This window comes from Kitasatospora sp. Ki12 (assembly GCF_054601375.1).
Window position 1 is genome coordinate 1075006 of the sequence record NZ_BAAIHT010000002.1, and the last position, 20782, is coordinate 1095787.

16 protein-coding genes are annotated in these 20782 nt (G+C 71.6%); 9 read left to right on the top strand and 7 right to left on the bottom strand.

The window, feature by feature from the left end; translation table 11 throughout:
- Positions 1–41 precede the first annotated feature (41 nt).
- Positions 42–1022 carry an ABC transporter substrate-binding protein gene (locus ACYP53_RS22385; protein ID WP_189918575.1) on the bottom strand — a complete coding sequence of 327 codons (981 nt, stop codon included), beginning with the start codon at positions 1020–1022 and terminating at the stop codon, positions 42–44.
- A gap of 544 nt (positions 1023–1566) precedes the next feature.
- Here ACYP53_RS22385 and ACYP53_RS22390 point away from each other — a divergent pair.
- Positions 1567–4050 (top strand): glycoside hydrolase family 9 protein, encoded by a 2484-nt coding sequence (locus ACYP53_RS22390; protein ID WP_459648698.1) that lies wholly within the window; start codon positions 1567–1569, stop codon positions 4048–4050.
- A 128-nt stretch (positions 4051–4178) separates the two neighbouring features.
- Here the strand turns inward: ACYP53_RS22390 and ACYP53_RS22395 are convergent, their stop codons facing one another.
- From ACYP53_RS22395 to ACYP53_RS22415, 5 genes are all read right to left on the bottom strand, one after another.
- Positions 4179–5525, bottom strand: a complete 1347-nt coding sequence (locus ACYP53_RS22395) for an extracellular catalytic domain type 1 short-chain-length polyhydroxyalkanoate depolymerase (RefSeq protein WP_459648699.1) — start codon at positions 5523–5525, stop codon at positions 4179–4181.
- Between the two features lie 153 nt (positions 5526–5678).
- Positions 5679–8051 carry a beta-xylosidase/alpha-l-arabinosidase gene (locus tag ACYP53_RS22400; protein WP_459648700.1) on the bottom strand — a complete coding sequence of 791 codons (2373 nt, stop codon included), beginning with the start codon at positions 8049–8051 and terminating at the stop codon, positions 5679–5681.
- A complete protein-coding gene (locus tag ACYP53_RS22405; RefSeq protein ID WP_189918932.1) occupies positions 8048–8866 on the bottom strand; it encodes a carbohydrate ABC transporter permease in 819 nt (272 codons plus the stop codon). The genes ACYP53_RS22400 and ACYP53_RS22405 overlap by 4 nt, the downstream gene beginning before the upstream one ends.
- Positions 8866–9801 (bottom strand): carbohydrate ABC transporter permease, encoded by a 936-nt coding sequence (locus ACYP53_RS22410; protein ID WP_189918581.1) that lies wholly within the window; start codon positions 9799–9801, stop codon positions 8866–8868. Before ACYP53_RS22410 ends, ACYP53_RS22405 begins: the two co-directional genes overlap by 1 nt.
- An 11-nt stretch (positions 9802–9812) precedes the next feature.
- Positions 9813–11105 carry an ABC transporter substrate-binding protein gene (locus tag ACYP53_RS22415; protein WP_459648701.1) on the bottom strand — a complete coding sequence of 431 codons (1293 nt, stop codon included), beginning with the start codon at positions 11103–11105 and terminating at the stop codon, positions 9813–9815.
- Between the two features lie 152 nt (positions 11106–11257).
- On the opposite strand from ACYP53_RS22415, the gene ACYP53_RS22420 reads away from it, so the two are divergent.
- The 5 genes from ACYP53_RS22420 to ACYP53_RS22440 all read left to right on the top strand — a co-directional run bounded on the left by ACYP53_RS22420 (position 11258) and on the right by ACYP53_RS22440 (position 17437).
- Entirely contained in the window at positions 11258–12283 is a 1026-nt protein-coding gene (locus ACYP53_RS22420) for a LacI family DNA-binding transcriptional regulator (RefSeq protein WP_189918590.1), read from the top strand.
- A 491-nt stretch (positions 12284–12774) separates the two neighbouring features.
- Positions 12775–13749, top strand: coding sequence for a glycoside hydrolase family 11 protein (locus tag ACYP53_RS22425; protein ID WP_459648702.1), 975 nt, complete (start codon positions 12775–12777; stop codon positions 13747–13749).
- Between the two features lie 188 nt (positions 13750–13937).
- Positions 13938–15410, top strand: a complete 1473-nt coding sequence (locus tag ACYP53_RS22430; protein WP_459648703.1) for an endo-1,4-beta-xylanase — start codon at positions 13938–13940, stop codon at positions 15408–15410.
- 200 nt (positions 15411–15610) lie between these two features.
- The gene (locus ACYP53_RS22435) at positions 15611–17032 is read left to right on the top strand and encodes a non-reducing end alpha-L-arabinofuranosidase family hydrolase (RefSeq protein ID WP_189918592.1); all 1422 of its coding nucleotides are present in this window, start codon (positions 15611–15613) and stop codon (positions 17030–17032) included.
- Between the two features lie 180 nt (positions 17033–17212).
- A complete protein-coding gene (locus tag ACYP53_RS22440; protein WP_189918594.1) occupies positions 17213–17437 on the top strand; it encodes a hypothetical protein in 225 nt (74 codons plus the stop codon).
- Positions 17438–17595: 158 nt separating this feature from the next.
- On the opposite strand, the gene ACYP53_RS22445 is transcribed toward ACYP53_RS22440, so the two are convergent.
- A complete protein-coding gene (locus ACYP53_RS22445) occupies positions 17596–17832 on the bottom strand; it encodes a DUF6296 family protein (protein WP_189918596.1) in 237 nt (78 codons plus the stop codon).
- Between the two features lie 361 nt (positions 17833–18193).
- Here ACYP53_RS22445 and ACYP53_RS22450 point away from each other — a divergent pair, with 361 nt between their 5' ends.
- From ACYP53_RS22450 to ACYP53_RS22460, 3 genes are all read left to right on the top strand, one after another.
- Positions 18194–19363, top strand: coding sequence for an AI-2E family transporter (locus tag ACYP53_RS22450; protein ID WP_459648704.1), 1170 nt, complete (start codon positions 18194–18196; stop codon positions 19361–19363).
- Between the two features lie 153 nt (positions 19364–19516).
- Positions 19517–19852: a GNAT family N-acetyltransferase gene (locus tag ACYP53_RS22455; RefSeq protein ID WP_459648705.1), complete on the top strand. Its 336-nt coding sequence runs from the start codon at positions 19517–19519 to the stop codon at positions 19850–19852.
- A gap of 172 nt (positions 19853–20024) precedes the next feature.
- A complete protein-coding gene (locus ACYP53_RS22460) occupies positions 20025–20630 on the top strand; it encodes a sigma 54 modulation/S30EA ribosomal C-terminal domain-containing protein (protein WP_459648706.1) in 606 nt (201 codons plus the stop codon).
- The last annotated feature ends 152 nt before the right edge of the window (positions 20631–20782 follow it).

Consider the following 20782-nt stretch of genomic DNA (forward strand, 5'->3'; position numbering starts at 1 on the left):
GCCGCACCGCCGGAGCGGCGGGCCCGCACGGCCGGGGTGGGTCAGTACTGGCGGTTGGGCAGGGCCGCGGTGGCCTGCTCGGGGGTGAAGGTGCCCTCCTCGGTCTTGATCCGCCGCGGCACCTGCTCACCCGCCTTGACCTTCTTCACCAGGTCCATCAGCTGGTCGCCGAGCAGCGGGTTGCACTCGACGTCGTAGTTGATCTTCCCCTGGCTCATCGCGGTGAAGGCGTCCTTGACGCCGTCCACGGAGACGATCTTGATGTCGGTGCCCGGCTTCTTCCCGGCCTCCTCGATCGCCTGGATCGCGCCGAGCGCCATGTCGTCGTTGTGCGCGTACAGCACGTCGATCTTCGGCTGGGACTTCAGGAAGGCCTGCATGACCTCCTTGCCCTTGGCGCGGGTGAAGTCGCCGGTCTGCGAGGCGACCACCTTGAACTTGGGCTCACCCTTGGTGGCGTCCGCGAAGCCGGACTTGCGGTCGTTGGCCGGCGCCGAACCGGTGGTGCCCTCCAGCTGGACGATGTTCACGTCGGCACTGTTGTTCGCGTACTCCTTGACCAGCCAGTCGCCGGCCTTCTTGCCCTCCTCGACGAAGTCCGAGCCGAGGAAGGAGACGTAGAGCGACTCGTCCTTGGAGTCCACCGCGCGGTCGGTCAGGACCACCGGGATGTGCGCGTCCTTGGCCTCCTTCAGGACGGTGTCCCAACCCGACTCCACCACCGGCGAGAAGGCGATCACGTCGACCTTCTGCTGGATGAACGAGCGGATCGCCTTGATCTGGTTCTCCTGCTTCTGCTGCGCGTCGGAGAACTTCAGCTCGACGCCCGCCTTCTTCGCGGACTCCTGGATCGACTTGGTGTTGGCGGTGCGCCAGCCACTCTCCGCGCCGACCTGGGAGAAGCCCACCACGAGCTTGTGGCCGGAGCCCTTGTCGGCGGAGCCTCCGCCACCGGAGCCACAGGCGGTGAGGACGGTGACCATCGCACCGGCGACCAGGGATGCCGCAACTCTCTTGGACATATGGGGACTTCCTCTCGGGATCGTCTATCGCACGGACGGCGGCACCGGCCGGCTTTCACGGGGATCAGGGCGGGACGACTGGGCGAAGGCTAAAAGGGGCGGAACGGCTGAGCCGGACGGCTGAACGAGACGACCGGGCGAGACGAACGGTGCGAGGCGCGACCCGAGGAGGGCGCGCCATCTCGTCCGTGTTAACGCGGAGTGGTGACGGTGTTTCGCTTGAGACCAGATTGTTAACGCTAACAATCGGGCCGACAAGCCCCACTCCAGCCCGTTATCCAATCTTGACCAGCGTCAGCGCGGCCGGGACACCCGACCCGGACCCCTGATCCACACCGACCGGACGCACCGTGCCACGATCCACTCCAGCTGTTGACGAACCATTGGGAATTGGCCGGATTTCTGCGTCCATGGCATCAACTCCCGCTTGTTTATCGCCTCTTGACGCACCGACCGCCCGACTGGCTTCATGGGCATGGGAGCGCTCCCACATTTCGGGCTCCCACCCCGTCCCCCGCATCCCCCTGAAGGAAGGCTCCCACCCATGCCTCCCCTCCTCCCCGGCCGCGGGCTGCCCCGCCGCGCGGCCGCCGCGCTGACCGGCCTGGCCCTGGCCGCCGGCGGGCTCACCGCCGCCGCGGCCGCCCCGGCCACCGCCACCACGGCCGCCACCGCGGTGGCCCCGGCCTCCGACTTCCCGGTCCGTGTGAACCAGCTCGGCTACCTGCCGGACGGCCCCAAGCGGGCCACCGTGGTCAGTTCGGCGACCGCCCCGCTCGCCTGGCAGCTGCGCGACGCCTCCGGCGCCCAGGTCGCCGCCGGCACCACCACGGTGCACGGCGCCGACCAGGCGTCCGGCCAGTCCACCCACCTGGCGGACTTCGGCGGGTACACCGGCACCGGCACCGGCTTCACCCTGGTCGTGGACGGCCGGGCGAGCCACCCCTTCGCCATCTCGGCCGCGCTGTACGACGGGCTGCGCGCCGACAGCATGTCGTTCTTCTACCAGCAGCGCAGCGGCATCGCCATCGACCCGGCGCTGGCGGGCAGCGCGTACGCCCGCCCCGCCGGCCACCTGGGGGTGGCACCGAACAAGGGCGACACCAGCGTGCCGTGCCAGACCGGAGTGTGCGACTACCGGCTGGACGTCCGCGGCGGCTGGTACGACGCCGGCGACCAGGGCAAGTACGTGGTCAACGGCGGCATCGCCACCTGGGAGCTGGTCAACTCCTTCGAGCGGGCGCGCCGTTCCGGCGGCGACGCGGCCGTCGGCGACGCCACGCTGCGCGTTCCCGAGCGCGGCAACGGGATCCCGGACGTGCTGGACGAGGCCCGCTGGGAACTGGACTTCCTGCTGCGGATGCAGGTCCCGGACGGCAAGCCGCTGGCCGGCATGGCCTTCCACAAGATGCACGACGCGCAGTGGACCGGCCTGCCGACCCGGCCCGAACTCGACGACCAGCAGCGCGAGCTGCACAAGCCGTCGACGGCCGCCACGCTCAACCTGGCCGCCACCGCGGCCCAGTGCGCCCGGGTGTACGCGCCCTACGACGCCGCCTTCGCCGCCCGCTGCCTGGACGCGGCCCGCCGTGCCTGGGCGGCGGCCAAGGCCAACCCGAACGTCCTCGCCCTGGCCACCGACAACACCGGCGGCGGCGCGTACGAGGACGCCGACGTCTCCGACGAGTTCTACTGGGCGGCGGCCGAACTCCTCGCCACCACCGGCGAGTCGCAGTACCGGGACGCCGTCACCTCCTCGCCGCACCACACCAAGCCGGTCGACGCGTTCTGGTGGGGCGGCACCGCGACGCTCGGCCGGATCACCCTCGCCACCGTGCCCGGCGTGGCCCTGCCCGCCGACGACATGGCCCGGCTGCGCGGCCAGTTGACCGCGGCCGCCGACGGCTACCTCTCCACCATGGCCGGACAGGGCTACGCGGCCCCGATCCCCGCCGACGGCTACGTCTGGGGCTCCAACAGCTCCGTCGCCAACAACGCGATGGTGATGGCCGTCGCCTACGAGCTGACCGGCGCCGCGCGCTACCGGGCCGGCGCGCTGGAGACGATGGACTACCTGCTGGGCCGCAACGCCCTGGACCGCTCCTACGTGACGGGCTACGGGGAGCGGGCCTCCGAGAACCAGCACCACCGGTTCTGGGCACACCAGAACGACGCCTCGCTGCCGCACCCGCCGGCCGGCTCCTTCGCAGGCGGCCCGGACGCCGGCCTGGAGGACCCGGTGGCCAAGGCCCAACTGGCGGGCTGCGCACCGGCGGCCTGCTACGTCGACGACATCGGCTCGTACTCGACCAACGAGGTCGCGATCAACTGGAACGCCTCGCTGGCCTGGCTGGCGGCGTTCGCCGCCGAGCGGCGGCCGGCGCCGGCGGTGCCCGCCGTGCAGGTGGCCCCGACGGCCGTGACCGTCCCCGAGGGCGGCTCCGCGACGGTGGCGGTGAGGCTTTCGGCCGCCCCCGCCCAGAACGTCACGGTGACGGTCACCCGCGCCTCGGGCGACACCGACCTGACCGCGGTCACCACCTCGCTGGTCTTCACCCCGGCCGACTGGGCCACCCCGCGGCAGGTCACGGTGTCGGCGGCGCAGGACGCCGACACCGTGGCGGGCAGCGCGGTGTTCACCGTCGGCGGTCCGGGCGTACGGACGGCGACCTTCACCGCGACCGAGGCGGACGACGACACCACACCGCCCCCGGCGTCCTGCTCGGTGGCGTACAAGGTCGACAACGCGTGGGGCAACGGGTTCACCGCCACCGTCACCGTGCGGAACACCGGCACCTCCACCGTCTCCGGCTGGACGCTCGGCTGGAGCTTCCCGGGTGACCAGCGGATCACCAGCACCTGGAACGCCACGGCCGCCCAGTCCGGGGCCGCCGTGACCGCGCGGGACGCCGGCTGGAACGGCACCCTCGCCCCCGGCGCGAGTGCCGGCCTCGGCTTCCAGGCGACGTACTCCGGCGCCAACACGGCACCGGCCCGGTTCACCCTGAACGGCGCCGACTGCGCCTGAGCGCCAGCCCCGACCGGCTGCCCGCCGCACCGTGACGGTGCGGCGGGCAGCCGGCTTTCCGGGGCCGGTCCGGGCGGCGGCAGGGGCTCGTGACTACCGAGCGTCTCCCCGTCGGCGCGCCCGTGCCGTCATCCCAGCGTCCACTGCTGGTTGCTGCCGCCGCTGCAGGTCCACAGCTGGACGGGCGTGCCGTCGGCGGTGGCCAGGCCGGCCACGTCCAGGCAGAGCCCCGACTGCACCCCGGTGACGGTCCCGTTCGGGTTCAGCTGCCACTGCTGGTTGGGCTGGCCGTTGCAGGACCAGACGATCGCCTTGGTGCCGGCGGTGGTGCCGTGCTCGTTGGCGTCCAGGCAGAGCGTGCTGCCGCCGACCGTCACGGTCAGCTGGTTCGACGCCGTACGGGTCCAGGTCTGGTTGGCGCCGCCGTTGCAGCCGTAGATCTGCTGCTGCGTGCCCGGCGCCGTGTTGGCGTCGGTCAGGCACTTGCCCGCGGCCACCGCGCGCAGCGCGCCGGTCGTGCCGCCGCCGGAGGACCCGGCGTCCAGGCCCATGAAGTGCACGGCGGTGGCGGCCATCGCGGTGCCCTGCACCGGCAGTTGGTGCCCGGCCCCGGCGATGCTGTACGCCTCGACCTGGGTGGTGCCGGCGCTGTTGTTGTACCGCGTACGGTTCCAGTTGGCCGAAGGGGTGTCCGTGGCCGACGGCGTCTGGCTGACGCCGAGGACGTCGGTCCACTGCTTGATCTCCTCACCGAGGTTGTTGTGGCTCAGGATGGTGTCCGCGGTCCCGTGCCACAGCTGCACCCGGGGCCGGGGACCGGTGTAGCCGGGATAGGCACCGCGCACCAGGCCGCCCCACTGCCGCGGGGTCATGGAGACCTGCCCCTGGGCGCACGGGCCGTTCCAGCCGCGGACGGAGCCGGTGTAGAAGCAGTGGTAGGGCACGCCCATGAACGCCGCGCCCGCCTTGAAGACGTCGGGGTAGTCGGCGAGCATGATGTTCGTCATCATCCCGCCCGACGACTCCCCGGTCACGTACACGGCGTTGGCGTTGCCGCCGTAGTGCTGCTCCGTGTAGGTGATCATCGACATCAGCCCGACCGGGTCGCTGCCTCCGTTGCGGGTCGACGCCTGGTCGGAGGAGACGTCCCAGCAGCTCCCGCTGGGGTTCGTCGAGGGGTAGATGACGAGGAACCCGTACCGGTCGGCCAGCGACGCGAAGTCGGTGCTCGAGTACATGTACGGCCCCGTCCCCTGGCACCCGTGCAGGGCCAGCAGGATCGGCGGGTTGGCCTTGACGTTGTTCGGCACGTACAGGTGCATCTGCAGGCCGGTCGGGTTGGTGCCGAAGTTCGTGATCTGGGTCAGCGACGCGGCGGCGGCCTGGGGGGCCGCCTGCAGGCTCAGGCCGACCGCGAGGCCGACCGCGGCGAGGATGCCCAGGAGGCGGGACGTTAACGAGCGGGATCGGAACATAGGACCTCTCCGTCTGGATTGACGTGCGGCTGAAGGTGGTTCCGGTGCCACCACGGCAGGAGGACCACCGGTGTGGGGGGTCGGTCCGCCGTGGCCGCCGGCGGCCGGCCGCGCCCCGCGAAGGGCGTGGCCGGCGACCGGCGCGGGGGCGGGTCAGGAGGAGTGGAAGTCCGCGTGCAGGCGCCGGGTGTGGTCCAGCACGCGGACCGGTCCCTCCAGTCGGACGGTGGCGGTGAGCCGGACGTCGGTACTGGAGGCGGCGACGCGGAGCTCCAACTCGCCCGGTTCGACGACGCGTCGGCCGTCGCGTCCGGTGAAGGAGGCGAGGTCGGCCGGGACGCCGATCCGGACCCGGGTCTCCGCGCCCGCGTCGAGGGTGATCCGCCGGTAGCCGATCAGCCGCTGCACCGGCTGGACGACGCTGGCGACGGGGTCGTGCAGGTAGAGCTGGACGGTCTCGCTGCCGCGCCGGTCGCCGGTGTTCCGCAGGGTGAAGGCGAGGCCGACCGCCCCGTCGGTCGCGGCGGCGGCCCGCTCCACCTCCAGGTCGGTCCAGGCGAAGGCCGTGTAGCCGATGCCGTGCCCGAATCCGAACGCGGGGGTGGGGTCGGTGCTGGACACCTCGCTCGGTCCGGCCAGCCGGGCGGCGAGGTAGGTGGAGGGCTGGACGCCCGGCCGGGCCGGGATGCTGACGGGCAGTCGGCCCGAGGGGTTGGTCCGGCCGCTGAGCACGGCGGCGACGGCCTCGGTGCCGGCCTCGCCGGGGAAGAAGGTCTGCACGAGCGCCGCCGCCTCGGTCGCCGCGCGTCCCAGCGCGTAGGGGCGGCCGGCCAGCAGCACCGGCACGACCCGTCTGCCGGTGTCCAGCAGGGCGTCCAGCAACTGCCGCTGCACCCCGGGCAGTTCCAGGGACTCCACGTCGCAGCCCTCGCCGCTGGTGCCGCGCCCGAACAGGCCGGCCCGGTCGCCGAGGGCGACGATCACGACATCCGCCCACCGGGCCGCCTCGACGGCCTCGGCGAAGCCGGAGGTGTCGGAGCCGTCGACGCTCGCCCCGGCCGCGGTCCGGATCTCGCTGCCGGGGAACTCGGCCGCCAACGCCTGTCTCAGCGTGGGCAGTTCGATGCCGACCGGGACATCGGGGTGCTGGCTGCCGACGTGCACGGGGAAGGCGTAGCAGCCGAGCACCGCCGTCGGGGTGTCGGCGTTGGGGCCGATCAGCGCGATCCGGCGCGGGTCGCGCAGCGGTAGGGTGCCGTCGTTGCGCAGCAGCACCACGGCCTGCTCGGCGATCTCCCGGGCCAGGGCGCGGTTCTCCGGTCCGTCCAGGTCGACCGAGCCGCGCAGTTCGCGCGGGTCGTCGAGCCGGCGGCCGGAGAGCGCCGCCGGGACGGCGTCCCAGTCCGGGTCCAGCAGGCCGAGCTGGGCCTTCTGCACCAGCACCCGGCGCAGCGCCCGGTCGACCAGCGCCTCGGGCACCGTCCCGTCCTCGACGGCGCGCAGCAGCGGCTCTCCGAAGGTCTTCACCGTCGGCAGCTCCACGTCCACGCCGCTGGCCAGGGCGAGGGCGGCGGCCTCGGCCCAGTCTCCGGCGACGCCGTGCAGCACCTTGAGGAAGGCGATGCCGAAGTAGTCGGCGACCACCGTCCCCTCGAAGCCCCAGGTGTCCCGCAGCAGCCCGGTGAGCAGCGCCTCGTCGGCGGCCGAGGGGACGCCGTCGGTGTCGGTGTAGGCGTGCATGACCGAGCGAGGCCGGCCCTCGCGCACCGCCATCTCGAAGGGCGGGAGGATCACGTCGGCACGCTCGCGGACGCCCATGCCCACGGGGGCGAGGTTGCGTCCGGCGCGCGAGGCCGAGTAGCCCGCGAAGTGCTTGAGCGTGGCCACGATCCCCGCGGACTCCAGGCCCTGCACATAGGCGGTGGCCACCGTGCCGACCAGGTACGGGTCTTCGCCGATGGTCTCCTCGACCCGACCCCAGCGGGCGTCGCGGACGACGTCGAGGACCGGGGAGAGGCCCTGGTGGACACCGACCGCGCGCATGTCGCGGCCGATGGCCGCCGCCATCCGCCGGATCAGGTCCGGATCGAAGGTGGCGCCCCAGGAGAGCGGCACCGGGTACGCGGTGGCGCCCCAGGCGGCGAAGCCGGCCAGGCACTCCTCGTGCGCCAGGGCCGGAATGCCGAACCGATTGGCGGCGGCGATGCGCTGCTGGCTGCGGGCGAGCGAGAGCGCGCCCAGCGCCGGGTCGACCGGCACCGTGCCGAAGGGCCGGGTCAACTGGCCCAGTCCGGACGGGAGCAGGTCGTCGAGGTCGGGCGGCTCCTCCATGTCGTGCTGGTGCGGGGCGACGTCGCCGCCCTCGTCGGAGGCGCCGACCCAGACGCCGACGAGCTGCGCCAGTTTCTCCGGCAGCGTCATCACGGCGATCAGGGCCTGCGCGCGTTCCTCGGGGCTGAGCGCGCGGTCGCGCCAGCGGCTGGTCGGGTCTGTGGACGGGACGGCCAGGTTCATGTTGCCGGTCACTTTCCTCCGACGCCCATGAGGCCCTGGACCAAGGCGCGTCGGGCGAACAGGTAGACGATGAAGACGGGGAGCATCGACAGCACGACGGCGCTGAGCAGGCCGGGCACGTCGACACCGTGCTCGGTCTGGAAGTTGTACAGGCCGAGGGTGATGACCTTGGTGCTCTCCGACTGGGTGAGGATCAGGGGGAACAGGAAGCCGTTCCACGCCTGCAGCGCGGCGAAGACCACGACGGACGAGAGGCCGCCCCGGGACAGCGGCAGCACCAGCTGCCAGAACACCCGCCACGGCGAGGCCCCGTCCATGGCCATGGCCTCGTAGAGTTCGCCGGTGATGTCCCGCATGGCGCCGGTGAGGACCAGCGTGCACACCGGCAGGCAGAACGCCGCGGTGGGCAGGATGACGCCGATCAGGTGGTCGTAGAGACCGGCCTTGCTGATGACGTAGAACATCGGCACGATCACGGCCTGGGCCGGGATCGCCAGCCCCAGCAGGAAGATCCGGAAGACGGTGCCGATGGTCCTGCCCCGGGCCCGTACGATCGCGTAGGACAGCGGGGGCACCACGAGCAGCACGATCGCGACCACGCTCACGGTGACCAGGAGCGTGTTGAGGAAGTCCTGGCCGAAGCCGTTGGAGAAGTCGTCGAGGTAGTTCTGCAGGGTCAGCTGCGAGGGAAAGGTGAGCGGACCCTGCGAGGAGTAGTTGGCGCGGGTCCGGAACGTCGCGATCAGCAGGACGTACAGCGGGAAGCCCACCAGGGCCAGCCAGACCAGCGAGCCGAGTCCGGCGAGGTAGTTCGGGCGCCGTCGTATCACAGTCCCTCCGCGGTGCTGCGCATCTTGTCGTAGCCGGACAGGCGCACGACGGCGAGCGAGATCAGGGTGGCGGCCACCACGAGGACCAGGGCGATGGCCGAGCCCGCGCCGAAGTCGAAGCTCTTGAAGGCCTGTTGGTACATGTAGTAGGCGCTGTTGGTGGTGTCGGTACCGGGGCCGCCCTGGGTGAGGATGAGGACGGTGTCGAAGGTGGTGAGCCCGCCGACCACCATGAGGATCACCGAGGTGATGGCGGTGTTGCGCAGCTGCGGCAGGGTGATGTGGAAGAACTGCCGCACCTTGCCCGCGCCGTCGATCGACGCGGCCTGGTAGAGCACCCGCGGGATCGCCCGGGCGCCGCCCTGGTAGAGCAGGGCGTGCATGGGCGTCCACTGCCACATGCCGACGAAGGTGAGCACCGCGACGCCGCCGCTCTGACTGCCCATCAGATTGCCGTCCCCGAACAGCCATTCCAGCTGCGAGGGCACCCCGAAGTTGGGGTCGAGGATGGCGCGCCAGACCACCGAGACCGCGGTCGCGGACAGCAGCAGGGGGACGAAGAAGATCGCGGACAGCACCGCGCGGTTGCGCTGGTGACCGGCCGCCCACACACCCAGCAGGATGCTCACCGGGGTCTGCACGACCACGCCGGCCGCGGTGAGCACCAGGGTCAGCCAGATGCTCTGGGTCATCACCGGGTCGTGCAGCAGCTTGGTCCAGTTGGCGAGGCCGTTGAACCGGGGGGCGTCGACGCCGTTCCAGCTGGTGAAGGAGAGCACCGCCACCAGCACCAGCGGCACGATCGCGAACAGCAGGAAGAACACGGTCGCGGGCACCGCCCAGACGAGGCCCGGGCGGGTCACCCCGACGCCGGTCCGGCTCCCCGCCCGCGGGCGGCGGCCGGACCGGGACACGAAGGAGGAAGCACTCATGGCGATTCCCCTCAGGAGGCCGGCAGGGCCTGCATGGCCTTGATGAAGCCGTTCACGTCGAGCTTGCCGTTGAGGAACTGCTGGACGGCGACGTGGATCGGCGTGTTGGCGGCCGGCGGGTACGCCTGGTCCCAGGACAGCTGGAACGACGGGGCGGCCTTGACCAGGTCGTACTGGTACTTCGAGTAGTCGGGGTTGGCCGCGGTGGAGAGGAACTGCTCGGTGCCGGTGGTGGTCGGCAGGTTGCCGATCGCCAGCTGCGCCTTCACGAACTCGTCGGAGTACATGAGCTTCAGGAAGGCGGCCGCCGCCTCGGGGTGCTTGCTCTTCTTCAGCACCGAGTAGAAGTTGTTGGTGTTGCCGACCACGTTGGCCGGGTCGCCCTTGCCGCCGGCGATGCTGGGGAAGCTGCTGTACCCGAGGTCGCCCTTGGCGAAGTCGGGGCTGGCGTCCTGCTGGGTGGCGTACTCCCAGGAGCCCATCAGCTCGAAGGCCGCCTTGCCCTTGGCCAGGAGGGCCGGGGAGCCGCCGTCGGTGAACTTGACGGAGTCGAAGTTCGAGCCGAACGCCCCGGCGTCGACCAGCTGCTTGAGCATGCCCAGGGCCTTCTTCGCGTCCTCGCTCTCCCAGGCGCTCTTGTCGCCGGACAGCGCCTTCTGGAACAGCTCGGGGCCCGCGACGCGGTCGAAGACGTACTCGTACCACATCAGGGTCGGCCACTGGTCGCCGCCGCCGAGGGCGAACGGGGTGACGCCCTTGGCCTTGAGCACCCGGACGGCGTCGAGCAGGTCGTCCCAGGTCTTCGGGACGCTCAGGCCCGCGTCGGCCAGCACCTTCTTGTTGTTGAACAGCAGCACGGGCTGGGTGCCGCGCATCGGGATGCCGTAGGACTTGCCGTCGATGACCGCGGTGTTGAACACCGAGGGCAGGAAGTTGCTCTTCAGCCCCGGGTCCGCGGCGATCATGTCGTCCAGCGGGAGCAGCAGGTCGGACTTCACGTAGGGCTGGATGCTGCCGCCGCCCCAGTTGAAGAAGACGTCCGGCGCCTGCGGGGTGTTGATGATGGTGTTGAGCTTGGGCTGGTAGTCCGCGCCGGGGATGGTGTCCAGCACGGCCTTGACCTTGGAGGTCTTGTTGAAGGTCTCGACCAGCTGCTTCTCGACCTTGTTGCTGGCGTCCCCGTAGACCAGGACGTGGATCGTGCCGGAGTCCCCGCCGGCGGAGGATCCGCCGCTGCCGCAGGCGGTCATCCCCACCACGGCCACGGTCAGGCCCAGTGCAACGGCGAAAGCGCGTCTCTTCATCAGGACTCCTAAAGTTTCGATTCGCTTCACGAAATCCCTGCCCCGCCGGGACGCTAGGTTGCGAGGATGTTTCGGGTCAACCCCTCGCACCGAGGGTTACTGAAGCGTGATGCGCCAACTCCCTTGCGCCGCCTGTGCCCTATGCTGCGTCCATGGAAAAGGGCGATGAACTGGGACGGGTGACGCTCGCCGACATCGCGCGCGAGGCCGAGGTCTCCGTTTCGACGGTTTCGAAAGTCCTCAACGGCCGCACGGACGTCTCGGCGCCCACCCGCGTCCGGGTCGAGCGGGTCCTGCGCGACCACGACTACCGGCGCGCCGCGCGCAGCAGCAGTGAGGCGCCCCTCGTCGAGATCGTCTTCCACGAGCTCGACAGCCTCTGGGCGATGGAACTCCTGCGCGGCGTCGAGGCGGTGGCGAGCGAGCACGGGGCGGCGATGGTGGTCACCCACAGCGGTTCGCGCCAGGCCCCGGGGCCGGAGTGGATCGACGCGGTGCTGCGCCGGCGCCCGCTCGGCGTGGTGCTGGTCTTCTCCAGCCTGCCGCCCGAGCTCAAGCGCCAACTGCGCGCGCGGTCGATACCGTTCGTGATCATCGACCCGGCCGGCAACCCCGACCCGGACGTGCCCTCGGTGGGCTCGGCCAACTGGGCCGGCGGTCTCGCCGCCACCCGGCACCTGATCGAACTCGGCCACCGGCGCATCGCCATCGTCACCGGCCCCGAGGACACCCTCTGCTCCTTGGCCCGGCTGGACGGCTACCGCTCCGCGATGTCCATGGCCGGCCTCGGGGTCGACCCCGCGCTGACCGCCTTCGGCGACTTCCACGCCGAGGGCGGATTCACCCGGGCCAAGCGGCTGTTGGAGCTCCCGGACCGGCCCACCGCGATCTTCGCCGGCAGCGACCTGCAGGCGCTCGGAGTCATGGAGGCCGCCCGGGTGCGCGGCCTGCGCGTGCCCGAGGACCTGTCCGTCGTCGGCTACGACGACCTGGACATCGCGCAGTGGAGCAGCCCCGCGCTGACCACCGTCCGCCAACCCCTGCGCCAGATGGCCGAACAGGCGACCCGTCTGGTCCTCGCCCTCCGCGGCGGGGAGGCCCCGGCGACCCCCACCCGCCTCGAACTGTCGACCACCCTGGTGGTGCGCTCCAGCACCGTGGCGCCCGCCCCGCGCTGAGCGGAGCCGGGGCTCGGCCCCGGCTCCCGGCCCTAGGCGTCACCTCTCGAAACTTTCACCGGGGAGTCTGCTTGAGGCCGCGAAAATTTCGCGGTATCTCCTCGCGAGTTGCGCTCCGCGGCGCGGGCGACCGCCACCGGAGTCGGTAAGGCGTTGGTCAAGCCCTCGGGCCCGCCTCGGGATGCACGGCGTCCGGCCAGGCCTTTGCCCGCGGAGACTCGCGCGAGACCCGGCGAATCTGTCGCGTTTTCGACCGAAAGCGTTGACAGCTTGTCGGACCCAGGCCAACACTGTCGCCGTCGACAAGTCCGAACGGCCTTGGATCCAGGGCGCGTTCGCCAACCGACGTCGGGGTCAGCGACGTCGACGACGAGTCGATCCCGTGCACCGCCTCGCGACGCCGTCCGGCCGTCCCCCCTTGTTCCGCGGCCATCGGTGGCGCAGGGCTGCGCCCATCCCCACCTCCACCCTCGGCAGGACGGATCACCGTCGTGAACTCCTCCCACCCCAAGAACCGTACGACCGGCCGCGTCCGGCGACACGCCGGCAAAGCGCGCCTCCTCGCGCCGGCCTTCGCGGCCGTCCTCCTCCTGCCCGGCACCGCCGAGGCCGCGACCATCTCCACGAACCAGACCGGCACCGACGGCGGATACTTCTACACGTTCTGGACCGAGGGCTCCGGTGCCGCCTCGATGTCCCTGAACGGCGGTGGCAACTACGGCACCTCCTGGAGCAACGCGGGCAACTTCGTCGCCGGCAAGGGCTGGAGCACCGGGTCCCGCAACCCGGTGACCTACTCGGGCACGTGGAGCACCAACGGCAACGCGTACCTGTCGCTCTACGGCTGGAGCACCAATCCGCTCGTCGAGTACTACGTCGTCGAGAACTACGGCTCGTACAAGCCGACCGGCGCGTACAAGGGCACCGTCACCACGGACGGCGGCACCTACGACATCTACGAGACGACGCGCTACAACGCCCCTTCCATCGAGGGCATCAGGACCTTCAACCAGTACTGGAGCGTCCGTCAGGCCAAGCGGACCGGCGGCACCATCACCGTCGGCAACCACTTCGACGCCTGGGCCAGGTCCGGCATGAACCTCGGCACCATGAACTACGAGGTCATGGCCACAGAGGGCTACCAGAGCAGCGGCAGCTCCAACATCACGCTGGGCTCCTCCACCGGTGGTGGCGGCGGAGGCGGTTGCACGGCGGCGCTCTCGGCCGGCGACTCGTGGAGCGACCGCTACAACCTGAACGTCTCGGTCACCGGATCCAGCGCCTGGAAGGTGACCGTGAAGGTCCCCTCCCCGGAGAAGGTCGGCTCGACCTGGAACGTCAACACGTCCTACCCCGACGCCCAGACCCTCGTCGCCTCCCCCAACGGCGCGGGCAACAACTGGGGCATGACCATCATGAAGAACGGCAGCACCACGTGGCCGACGGTCTCCTGCACCGCGAGCTGACGGTCCGCCGCCGCACGACGTACTGACCGCACGCGTCTCCTGCCGGAGGTTCCTCCCGAACCCGTCCGGCAGGGCGTGCGTCCGCCGTGAATTGTTAGCGCTAACAGACGGCCCCGGAGCCAGGACGAGGCGCCGGGTCGCCGTCCGCCGCGCAGACATCCCCCCACCCAGAAGGAGAACGATCCGTCATGCCATGGCTCAACAAGAGGATCCGCCCCCGCAAGGTCCTGACCGCGGCCGCGTGCCTGGCCGTCAGCTCGGTCACCGCGGTCACCGCGATCCCCGCGGCGCACGGCGCCGGGGCGACCACGCTCGGTGCGGCGGCGGCCGGCAGCGGCCGCTACTTCGGTACGGCGGTGGCCTCGGGCAGGCTCGGGGACCCGACCTACTCGGGCATCCTCGACCGGGAGTTCAACATGATCACTCCCGAGAACGAGATGAAGTGGGACACCGTCGAACCCTCCCGGGGGTCGTTCAACTTCGGCCCCGCCGACTCGATCGTCGGCCATGCCTCCGCGCACGGCCAGAAGATGCGCGGCCACACCCTGGTCTGGCACTCCCAGCTGCCCGGCTGGGTCCGCTCCATCAACGACGCCAACACCCTGCGCGGCGTGATGAACAACCACATCACCCAGGAGGCGTCCCACTACAAGGGCAAGATCTACGCCTGGGACGTCGTCAACGAGGCCTTCGCGGACGACGGCAGCGGCCGGCACCGCAGCTCGGTCTTCCAGGACGTGCTGGGCGACGGCTTCATCGAGGAGGCCTTCCGCACCGCGCGGAACGTCGACCCCTCGGCCAAGCTCTGCTACAACGACTACAACATCGAGAACTGGTCCGACGCCAAGACCCAGGGCGTCTACCGGATGGTCAAGGACTTCAAGGCCCGCGGCGTGCCCATCGACTGCGTCGGCTTCCAGAGCCACTTCGGCTCCGGCGGCGCCCCGGCCAGCTTCCGGACCACCCTGTCCAGCTTCGCCGCGCTCGGCGTGGACGTCCAGCTCACCGAACTCGACATCGCCCAGGCCCCCGCCTCCGCCTACGCCGACACCGTCCGGGCCTGCCTCGACGTCGCCCGCTGCACGGGCATCACCGTCTGGGGCATCCGCGACAGCGACTCCTGGCGCGGCGGCGAGAACCCGCTGCTCTTCGACAACAACGGCAACAAGAAGGCCGCCTACGGAGCGGCGCTCACCGCCCTGGGCGGCGGCAGCGGCGGCAACCCGGACGGGGGCATCGTCTCCGGGAGCGTCTACACGCTCACCGGCGCCGGCGCCGGACGCGTCCTCGACCAGCCCGCCGGACAGAACGGCAACGGCACCCCGCTCCAGATCTGGGACGGCGGCGGCGCCTCCAACCAGCAGTGGAAGGCCGTCAAGAACAACGACGGCTCCTACACCCTGACCAACGTCGCCAGCGGGAAGGTCCTGGACGAGCCCGGAACCCAGACCGCCAACGGCACGAAGGTGCAGGTCTGGGACTCCAACGGCGGCGCCAACCAGCACTGGAAGGCCGCCAAGAACGGCGACGGTTCCTACACCCTCACCAACGTCGCCAGCGGGAAGGTCCTGGAGACCCCCGGTAGCCAGAGCGCCAACGGCACCCCCGTCCAGATCTGGGACTCCAACGGCGGCGCCAACCAGCACTGGAGTTTCAGGTGAGCTGAGCGGCACGGGCACGGGCACGTGCCTCCGCCGGATCCCTCCGTACCACCGGAAGACCCCCGCGAGCCGCCGGGGGATGCGACACCCCACCCAGTATCGCGACACGGAGCCCGCAGCGGCACTCGACTGTCAGCGCTCGGATGTCAGCGCTCACACGGCCGTGCGGCAGTTCCGTACGTTCACCGAGAGAGGTACCCATGCGCAGACGAAGTTCCCACCGCAGGCAGCTGTCCACGGTGCTCACCGCCGTCCTCGCGGCCGTGGTGGCGTTGGCGGCGATGCTCGTCGCCAACCCGGCCCAGGCTGCCACCAGCGGCGCCCTGCGCGGTGTCGGTTCCGGCCGGTGCCTCGATGTGCAGAACGCCGGCCAGAGCGACGGCGCGTCCCTGCAGATCTACGACTGCTCCGGCGGGACCAACCAGCTGTGGACGCTGGCCTCCGGCAACCAGCTGACCGTGTACGGCAACAAGTGCCTGGACGTTCCCAACCACGCCACCACGGCCGGCACCCGGGTACAGATCTGGGCCTGCAGCGGCGCCGCGAACCAGCAGTGGCGGGTGAACACCGACGGCACCGTGGTCGGCGTCGAGTCCGGACTGTGCCTGGACGTCACGGGCGCCGGTACGGCCAACGGCACGGCGGTCGAGCTCTGGACGTGCAACGGCGGCAGCAACCAGAACTGGACCGGCCTGTCCGGCTCGACCCCGCCGGGCGGCACGTGCGCCCTTCCGTCGTCCTACCGCTGGTCCTCCTCGGGCGTGCTGGCGCAGCCGGCGCACGGGTGGGCGTCGGTGAAGGACTTCACGGACGTGGTCTACAACGGCAAGCACCTGGTCTACGCGTCGAACGTGTCGGGGTCGTCGTACGGGTCGATGATGTTCAGCCCGTTCTCGAACTGGTCGGACATGGCCTCGGCCGGGCAGACCGGTATGGGCCAGGCCACGGTGGCGCCCACGCTGTTCTACTTCGCGCCCAAGAACATCTGGGTGCTGGCGTACCAGTGGGGCCAGTGGCCGTTCATCTACCGCACCTCCAGCGACCCGACCAACCCCAACGGCTGGTCCGCGCCGCAGCCGCTGTTCACCGGCTCCATCCCCAACGCCGCCCCGATCGACCAGACCCTGATCGCCGACGGCCAGAACATGTACCTGTTCTTCGCCGGTGACAACGGCAGCATCTACCGGGCGAGCATGCCGATCGGGAACTTCCCGGGCAACTTCGGCTCGTCCTACACGACGGTCATGAGCGACACGGTGAAGAACCTCTTCGAGGCACCCCAGGTCTACAAGGTCAAGGACCAGAACCAGTACCTCATGATCGTCGAGGCCCGGGGGGCGAACGAGCAGCGCTACTTCCGCTCGTTCACCGCCACCAGCCTCAACGGCTCCTGGACCCCCCAGGCGGCCACCGAGAGCAACCCCTTCGCGGGCAAGGCCAACAGCGGCGCCACCTGGACCAACGACATCAGCCACGGCGACCTGGTCCGCAACAACCCCGACCAGACCATGACCATCGACCCCTGCAACCTCCAGCTCCTCTACCAGGGCAAGTCCCCCACCGCCACCGGCCCCTACGACCAGCTGCCCTGGCGGCCGGGCCTGCTCACCCTGCAGCGCTGACCCGACCGGTCCGCTGACCGACCACCCGACACCCGCCACCCCGGGCGGAGGAACCCCAGCCGTGCACCGGCTGGGGTTCCTTCGGTGCGACGTCAGCCGTGCGGGTCCGGCCCGGTGGCCGTTCGGAGGACCAGGGGGTTGCATGGACTGACCGAGCCCCTGCGATCCGGAGGTAGCGCCGTGTACGAGATGTGGGCCGAGCACGACCCGGCGGTGTCGCCGCCCGCCGTGGTGTGGCACGTGGTGGCGAAGGACGACGCGTCGTCGTCGCTGTGCGGGCGGTTCCTCGAACCGTCCCAGCGTGTCGTCCCGCCGGGGGACGGTGCCGACCCGGCCGGGCCGGACCGGTACTGCGACCCCTGCCTGGTCACCGTGCGTGAGGCCTTGGCGGCCACCGCCCGGTAGCGGTCCGTGACGTCACCGGTCACGGCGCTCGGCCCGGTGCCCGTCACCCCGGACGCGGCGGCGGACGCCGCGGCCTGGACCGTGGCGTCCGCCGCTTGCTCCGTCCGTGTAGCGCTCCGCCGTGTACCGCTCCATCCGTGTGCCCGTGCGCCCGTCCGTCAGGGCAGTGGTACGGCCGGCAGGCACGGGTGCCGGCTGCCGGTTCCTCGGGCGGCCAGGACGGTGGCCACCTCGTTTCTGATCTCCACCCGGAGTCCACCGTCCGCGCTCTCCCAGACGAGGCCTCCGTCGGGCCCCACGGCATGCGTCTCGTGAACGACGACGACGGCCGGTGGAGCGTGCCCGCCGATCCGGCCGGGGAGCGTCACCGCGTAGCGGCGCGTGAGGCTTCTCATGACCGCCTCCTTCTCTCCCCCACCCTGTGTAGTCGATTCTCCTCCCGCGCCGGGCCGCTTGTACACGGACGGTCGGCCTTTCCCGGACAGCCCGCGCCGCCCCTCCTCGGAGCCGCACCGCTGGACACGCTCCGCGTTTGCCCCGTCCGGACGCGGCTACACGCACCGGTGGGCGGGTGCGCGGGGGCCCCGGCCGGAGAGAGGCTGGGTGCAGGACTTCCACCCGGGAGGCTTCCATGAACAGCAGGGTCACCGTCGCGGGCCGCGCGGTTCCCCACCGCCGGGGCCGGGGCGCGAGGCGCGGGTGAGCCCCCGCCCCGGGCGTGAGCGCCCCGGTTCCGCCCGGCCGGGCCGACGGGCCATGCCGCTGGGCAGCCGCCGCCCCCGGGTGGCGCAGCGGCGCACCGGCCCGGCGGGCCCCGGTGACCGGGCGCCCACCGTCGACCGGGTGCCGTCCGGGCTGCGGACCGCCGCCGGGTACACCTGGCGGCTGGGGCTGCTCGGCGTCGGCGCCTACCTGGCCGTCGACGTCCTGGCCCGGCTCGAACTGCCGGTCATCGCGCTGTTCGTGGCGCTGGTCGTCACCTCGGTGCTGCGCCCGCCGGTGGACCTGCTGGCCAGGGTGATGCCCCGCTCGCTGGCCGTCCTGCTCGCCTTCCTCTGCAGCGTCGCGGTCATCGGCGGCGTCCTGACGCTGGTCGGCACCACCGTCGCCGACGAGTGGAGCCGGCTGGGCAACGAGCTGCGCGGCGGCCTCGGCCGGATCGACCACTGGCTCACCGGCGCGCCTTTCCACCTGCGTCCCGGCACGGTCACCGACCTGCGGGCCAAGATCGGCGACTTCATCGCCGCGCACCGGTCCACGCTGATCAGCACCGCGCTCAGCGGCGCCGGCCGGGCCGTCGAGCTGGTCACCGGGCTCGCGCTCGCGGTGTTCTGCTCGGTGTTCTTCCTGCACTCGGGCGACCGGATGTGGTCCTGGGCGCAGCGGCAGCTGCCGGCCCGCAGCCGTACGGTCTGGGACCGGGCCGGGCGGGCGGCCTGGCGCACCTTCTCCGGCTACACCCGTGGCGTGCTGATCGTGGCGGGGACCAACGCGGTGCTGGTCGGCATCGCCCTGGCGGTGCTGAGGGTGCCGCTGGTGCTGCCGCTGACGGTGCTGGAGTTCGTGGCGGCGCTCGTGCCGCTGATCGGTTCCCCGATCGCCCTGGCGATCGCCGCCGTGGTCGCCCTGGCGGCGCGCGGCCCGGTGATCGCGCTGCTGGTGCTCGCCCTGATCGTGATCATCGGCCAGCTCGAGGGGCACCTGCTGCATCCGCTGGTGCTCGGCTGGTCCGTACGGCTCCACCCGGTGGTCATCGCGCTGTCGGTGACCGGTGGCGCCGTCCTGGCCGGCGTGCTGGGCGCGGTGGTGGCGGTGCCGGTGGTGTCGGTCGCCTGGGCGGTCGTCGGCGAACTCCGCGACCTGCGCGGCCACCGCGGGCCGCCCGACAGCGGGGACCGGGCCAGACGCGGCCGGCAGGAGCGGTGAGCGCGCGTCGGCGCCGGGCGGGGCCCTTGGTTCCAGGAGCGGAGCCCCGGGCTGTGCATGGAGGGGGATGACCCGGCCGGGGGCGGCCTGGCAGGATGCCCATGATCGACTTCATCGATTCAGCGACTCTCCGCACGACCGAAGGGCCCCACCGTGACCACTCCCACCAGCACCGTCGTCGAGCGCGCGGACGAGCGGCACCGGTACGAGATCCTCGTGGACGGCGACCTCGCCGGCTTCACCGAGTACCGGGACCACGAGGAGCAGCGCGTCTTCTACCACACCGAGATCGACGAGGCCTTCGCCGGCCAGGGCCTCGCCTCCCGCCTCGTCCAGGACGCCCTCACCGACGTCCGCGCGGCCGGCAAGCGGATCGTGCCGATCTGCCCGTACGTCGCCAAGTTCCTCACCAAGCACGACGACTTCGCCGACATCACCGACCCGGTCACCCCCGAGGTCAAGGGCTGGCTGCGCACCCAGCTCCACTGACCGCCCCGGCCCCGCCACCGCCCCGGCCCCGCCACCGCTCCGGGACCTCTCCGGCCCCGGGCCGGCGCCCGGCGGGCCTGCGGGGTGGGGTCGTTGTGCCCTTGCCCGGATGCCCCGGGATGGGGATCCTGGTCGGCGGGATGAGCCGGACGGGACTGGAAGGGCTTGGGTGATGGGCGAGTTGGTCGTGGTGGGGGCGTGCGAGGGACTGCCGGGCGAGGTCCTGGCCGAAGCACGGGCCCGGGTCGCCGCCGCGGCGGCGGCTCCCGGGGTGGGGACGCTGGTGGAGGCCCTGCGGGTCAGGCTGGCCGCGGTGGCCGGGGGTGTGCTGGCGCAGGTGAACGCCGAGGTGGACGGCCGGCGGATCCGGGTGCAGGAGGTCGCGGCCGGGCTGGGCGATTCGCTCGACCGGGTCGTCGAGGCGTTGCGCGGCAGGATCGGGGCCGTCACCGGTGCCTGGGCCCCGCACCCGTGGCCGACCGGCCCGGCGGCCGTCCCCTCCCTCCCGGTCGTTCCGCCGGGTGAGGCCGGTCGTCCGGCCCGGGTGGTCCGGCGCAAGGAGCCCGCACTGGTGTGGTGTTCACCGGAGGCCGCCGCCCGGACGATGGACGCGATGGACTACGACATCCACCTGTTCACCGATCCGGCCACCGAGACGGACGCGGTCGTCTACCGGGTCGGGCCGACCGGCTACCGCCTCGCCCGTACGGTCGCCGCCGGTCCGCCCGGCCGCCGGACCGCGCCGATCACGCTCAGCCCGCACGGCGCGCCCGGCTGACCGAGGCGGGGGCGGTCGACCGGCTGGTGGGCGCCGAGCTGCCGTTCCTGTTCTTCGCCGACCCGGTCAACGGCCGCGGGCGGGTGCTCTACCGGCGTTTCGACGGCCGGCTCGGGCTGATCGCGGGACGGACCTGAGCCCCCTCCCCGGAA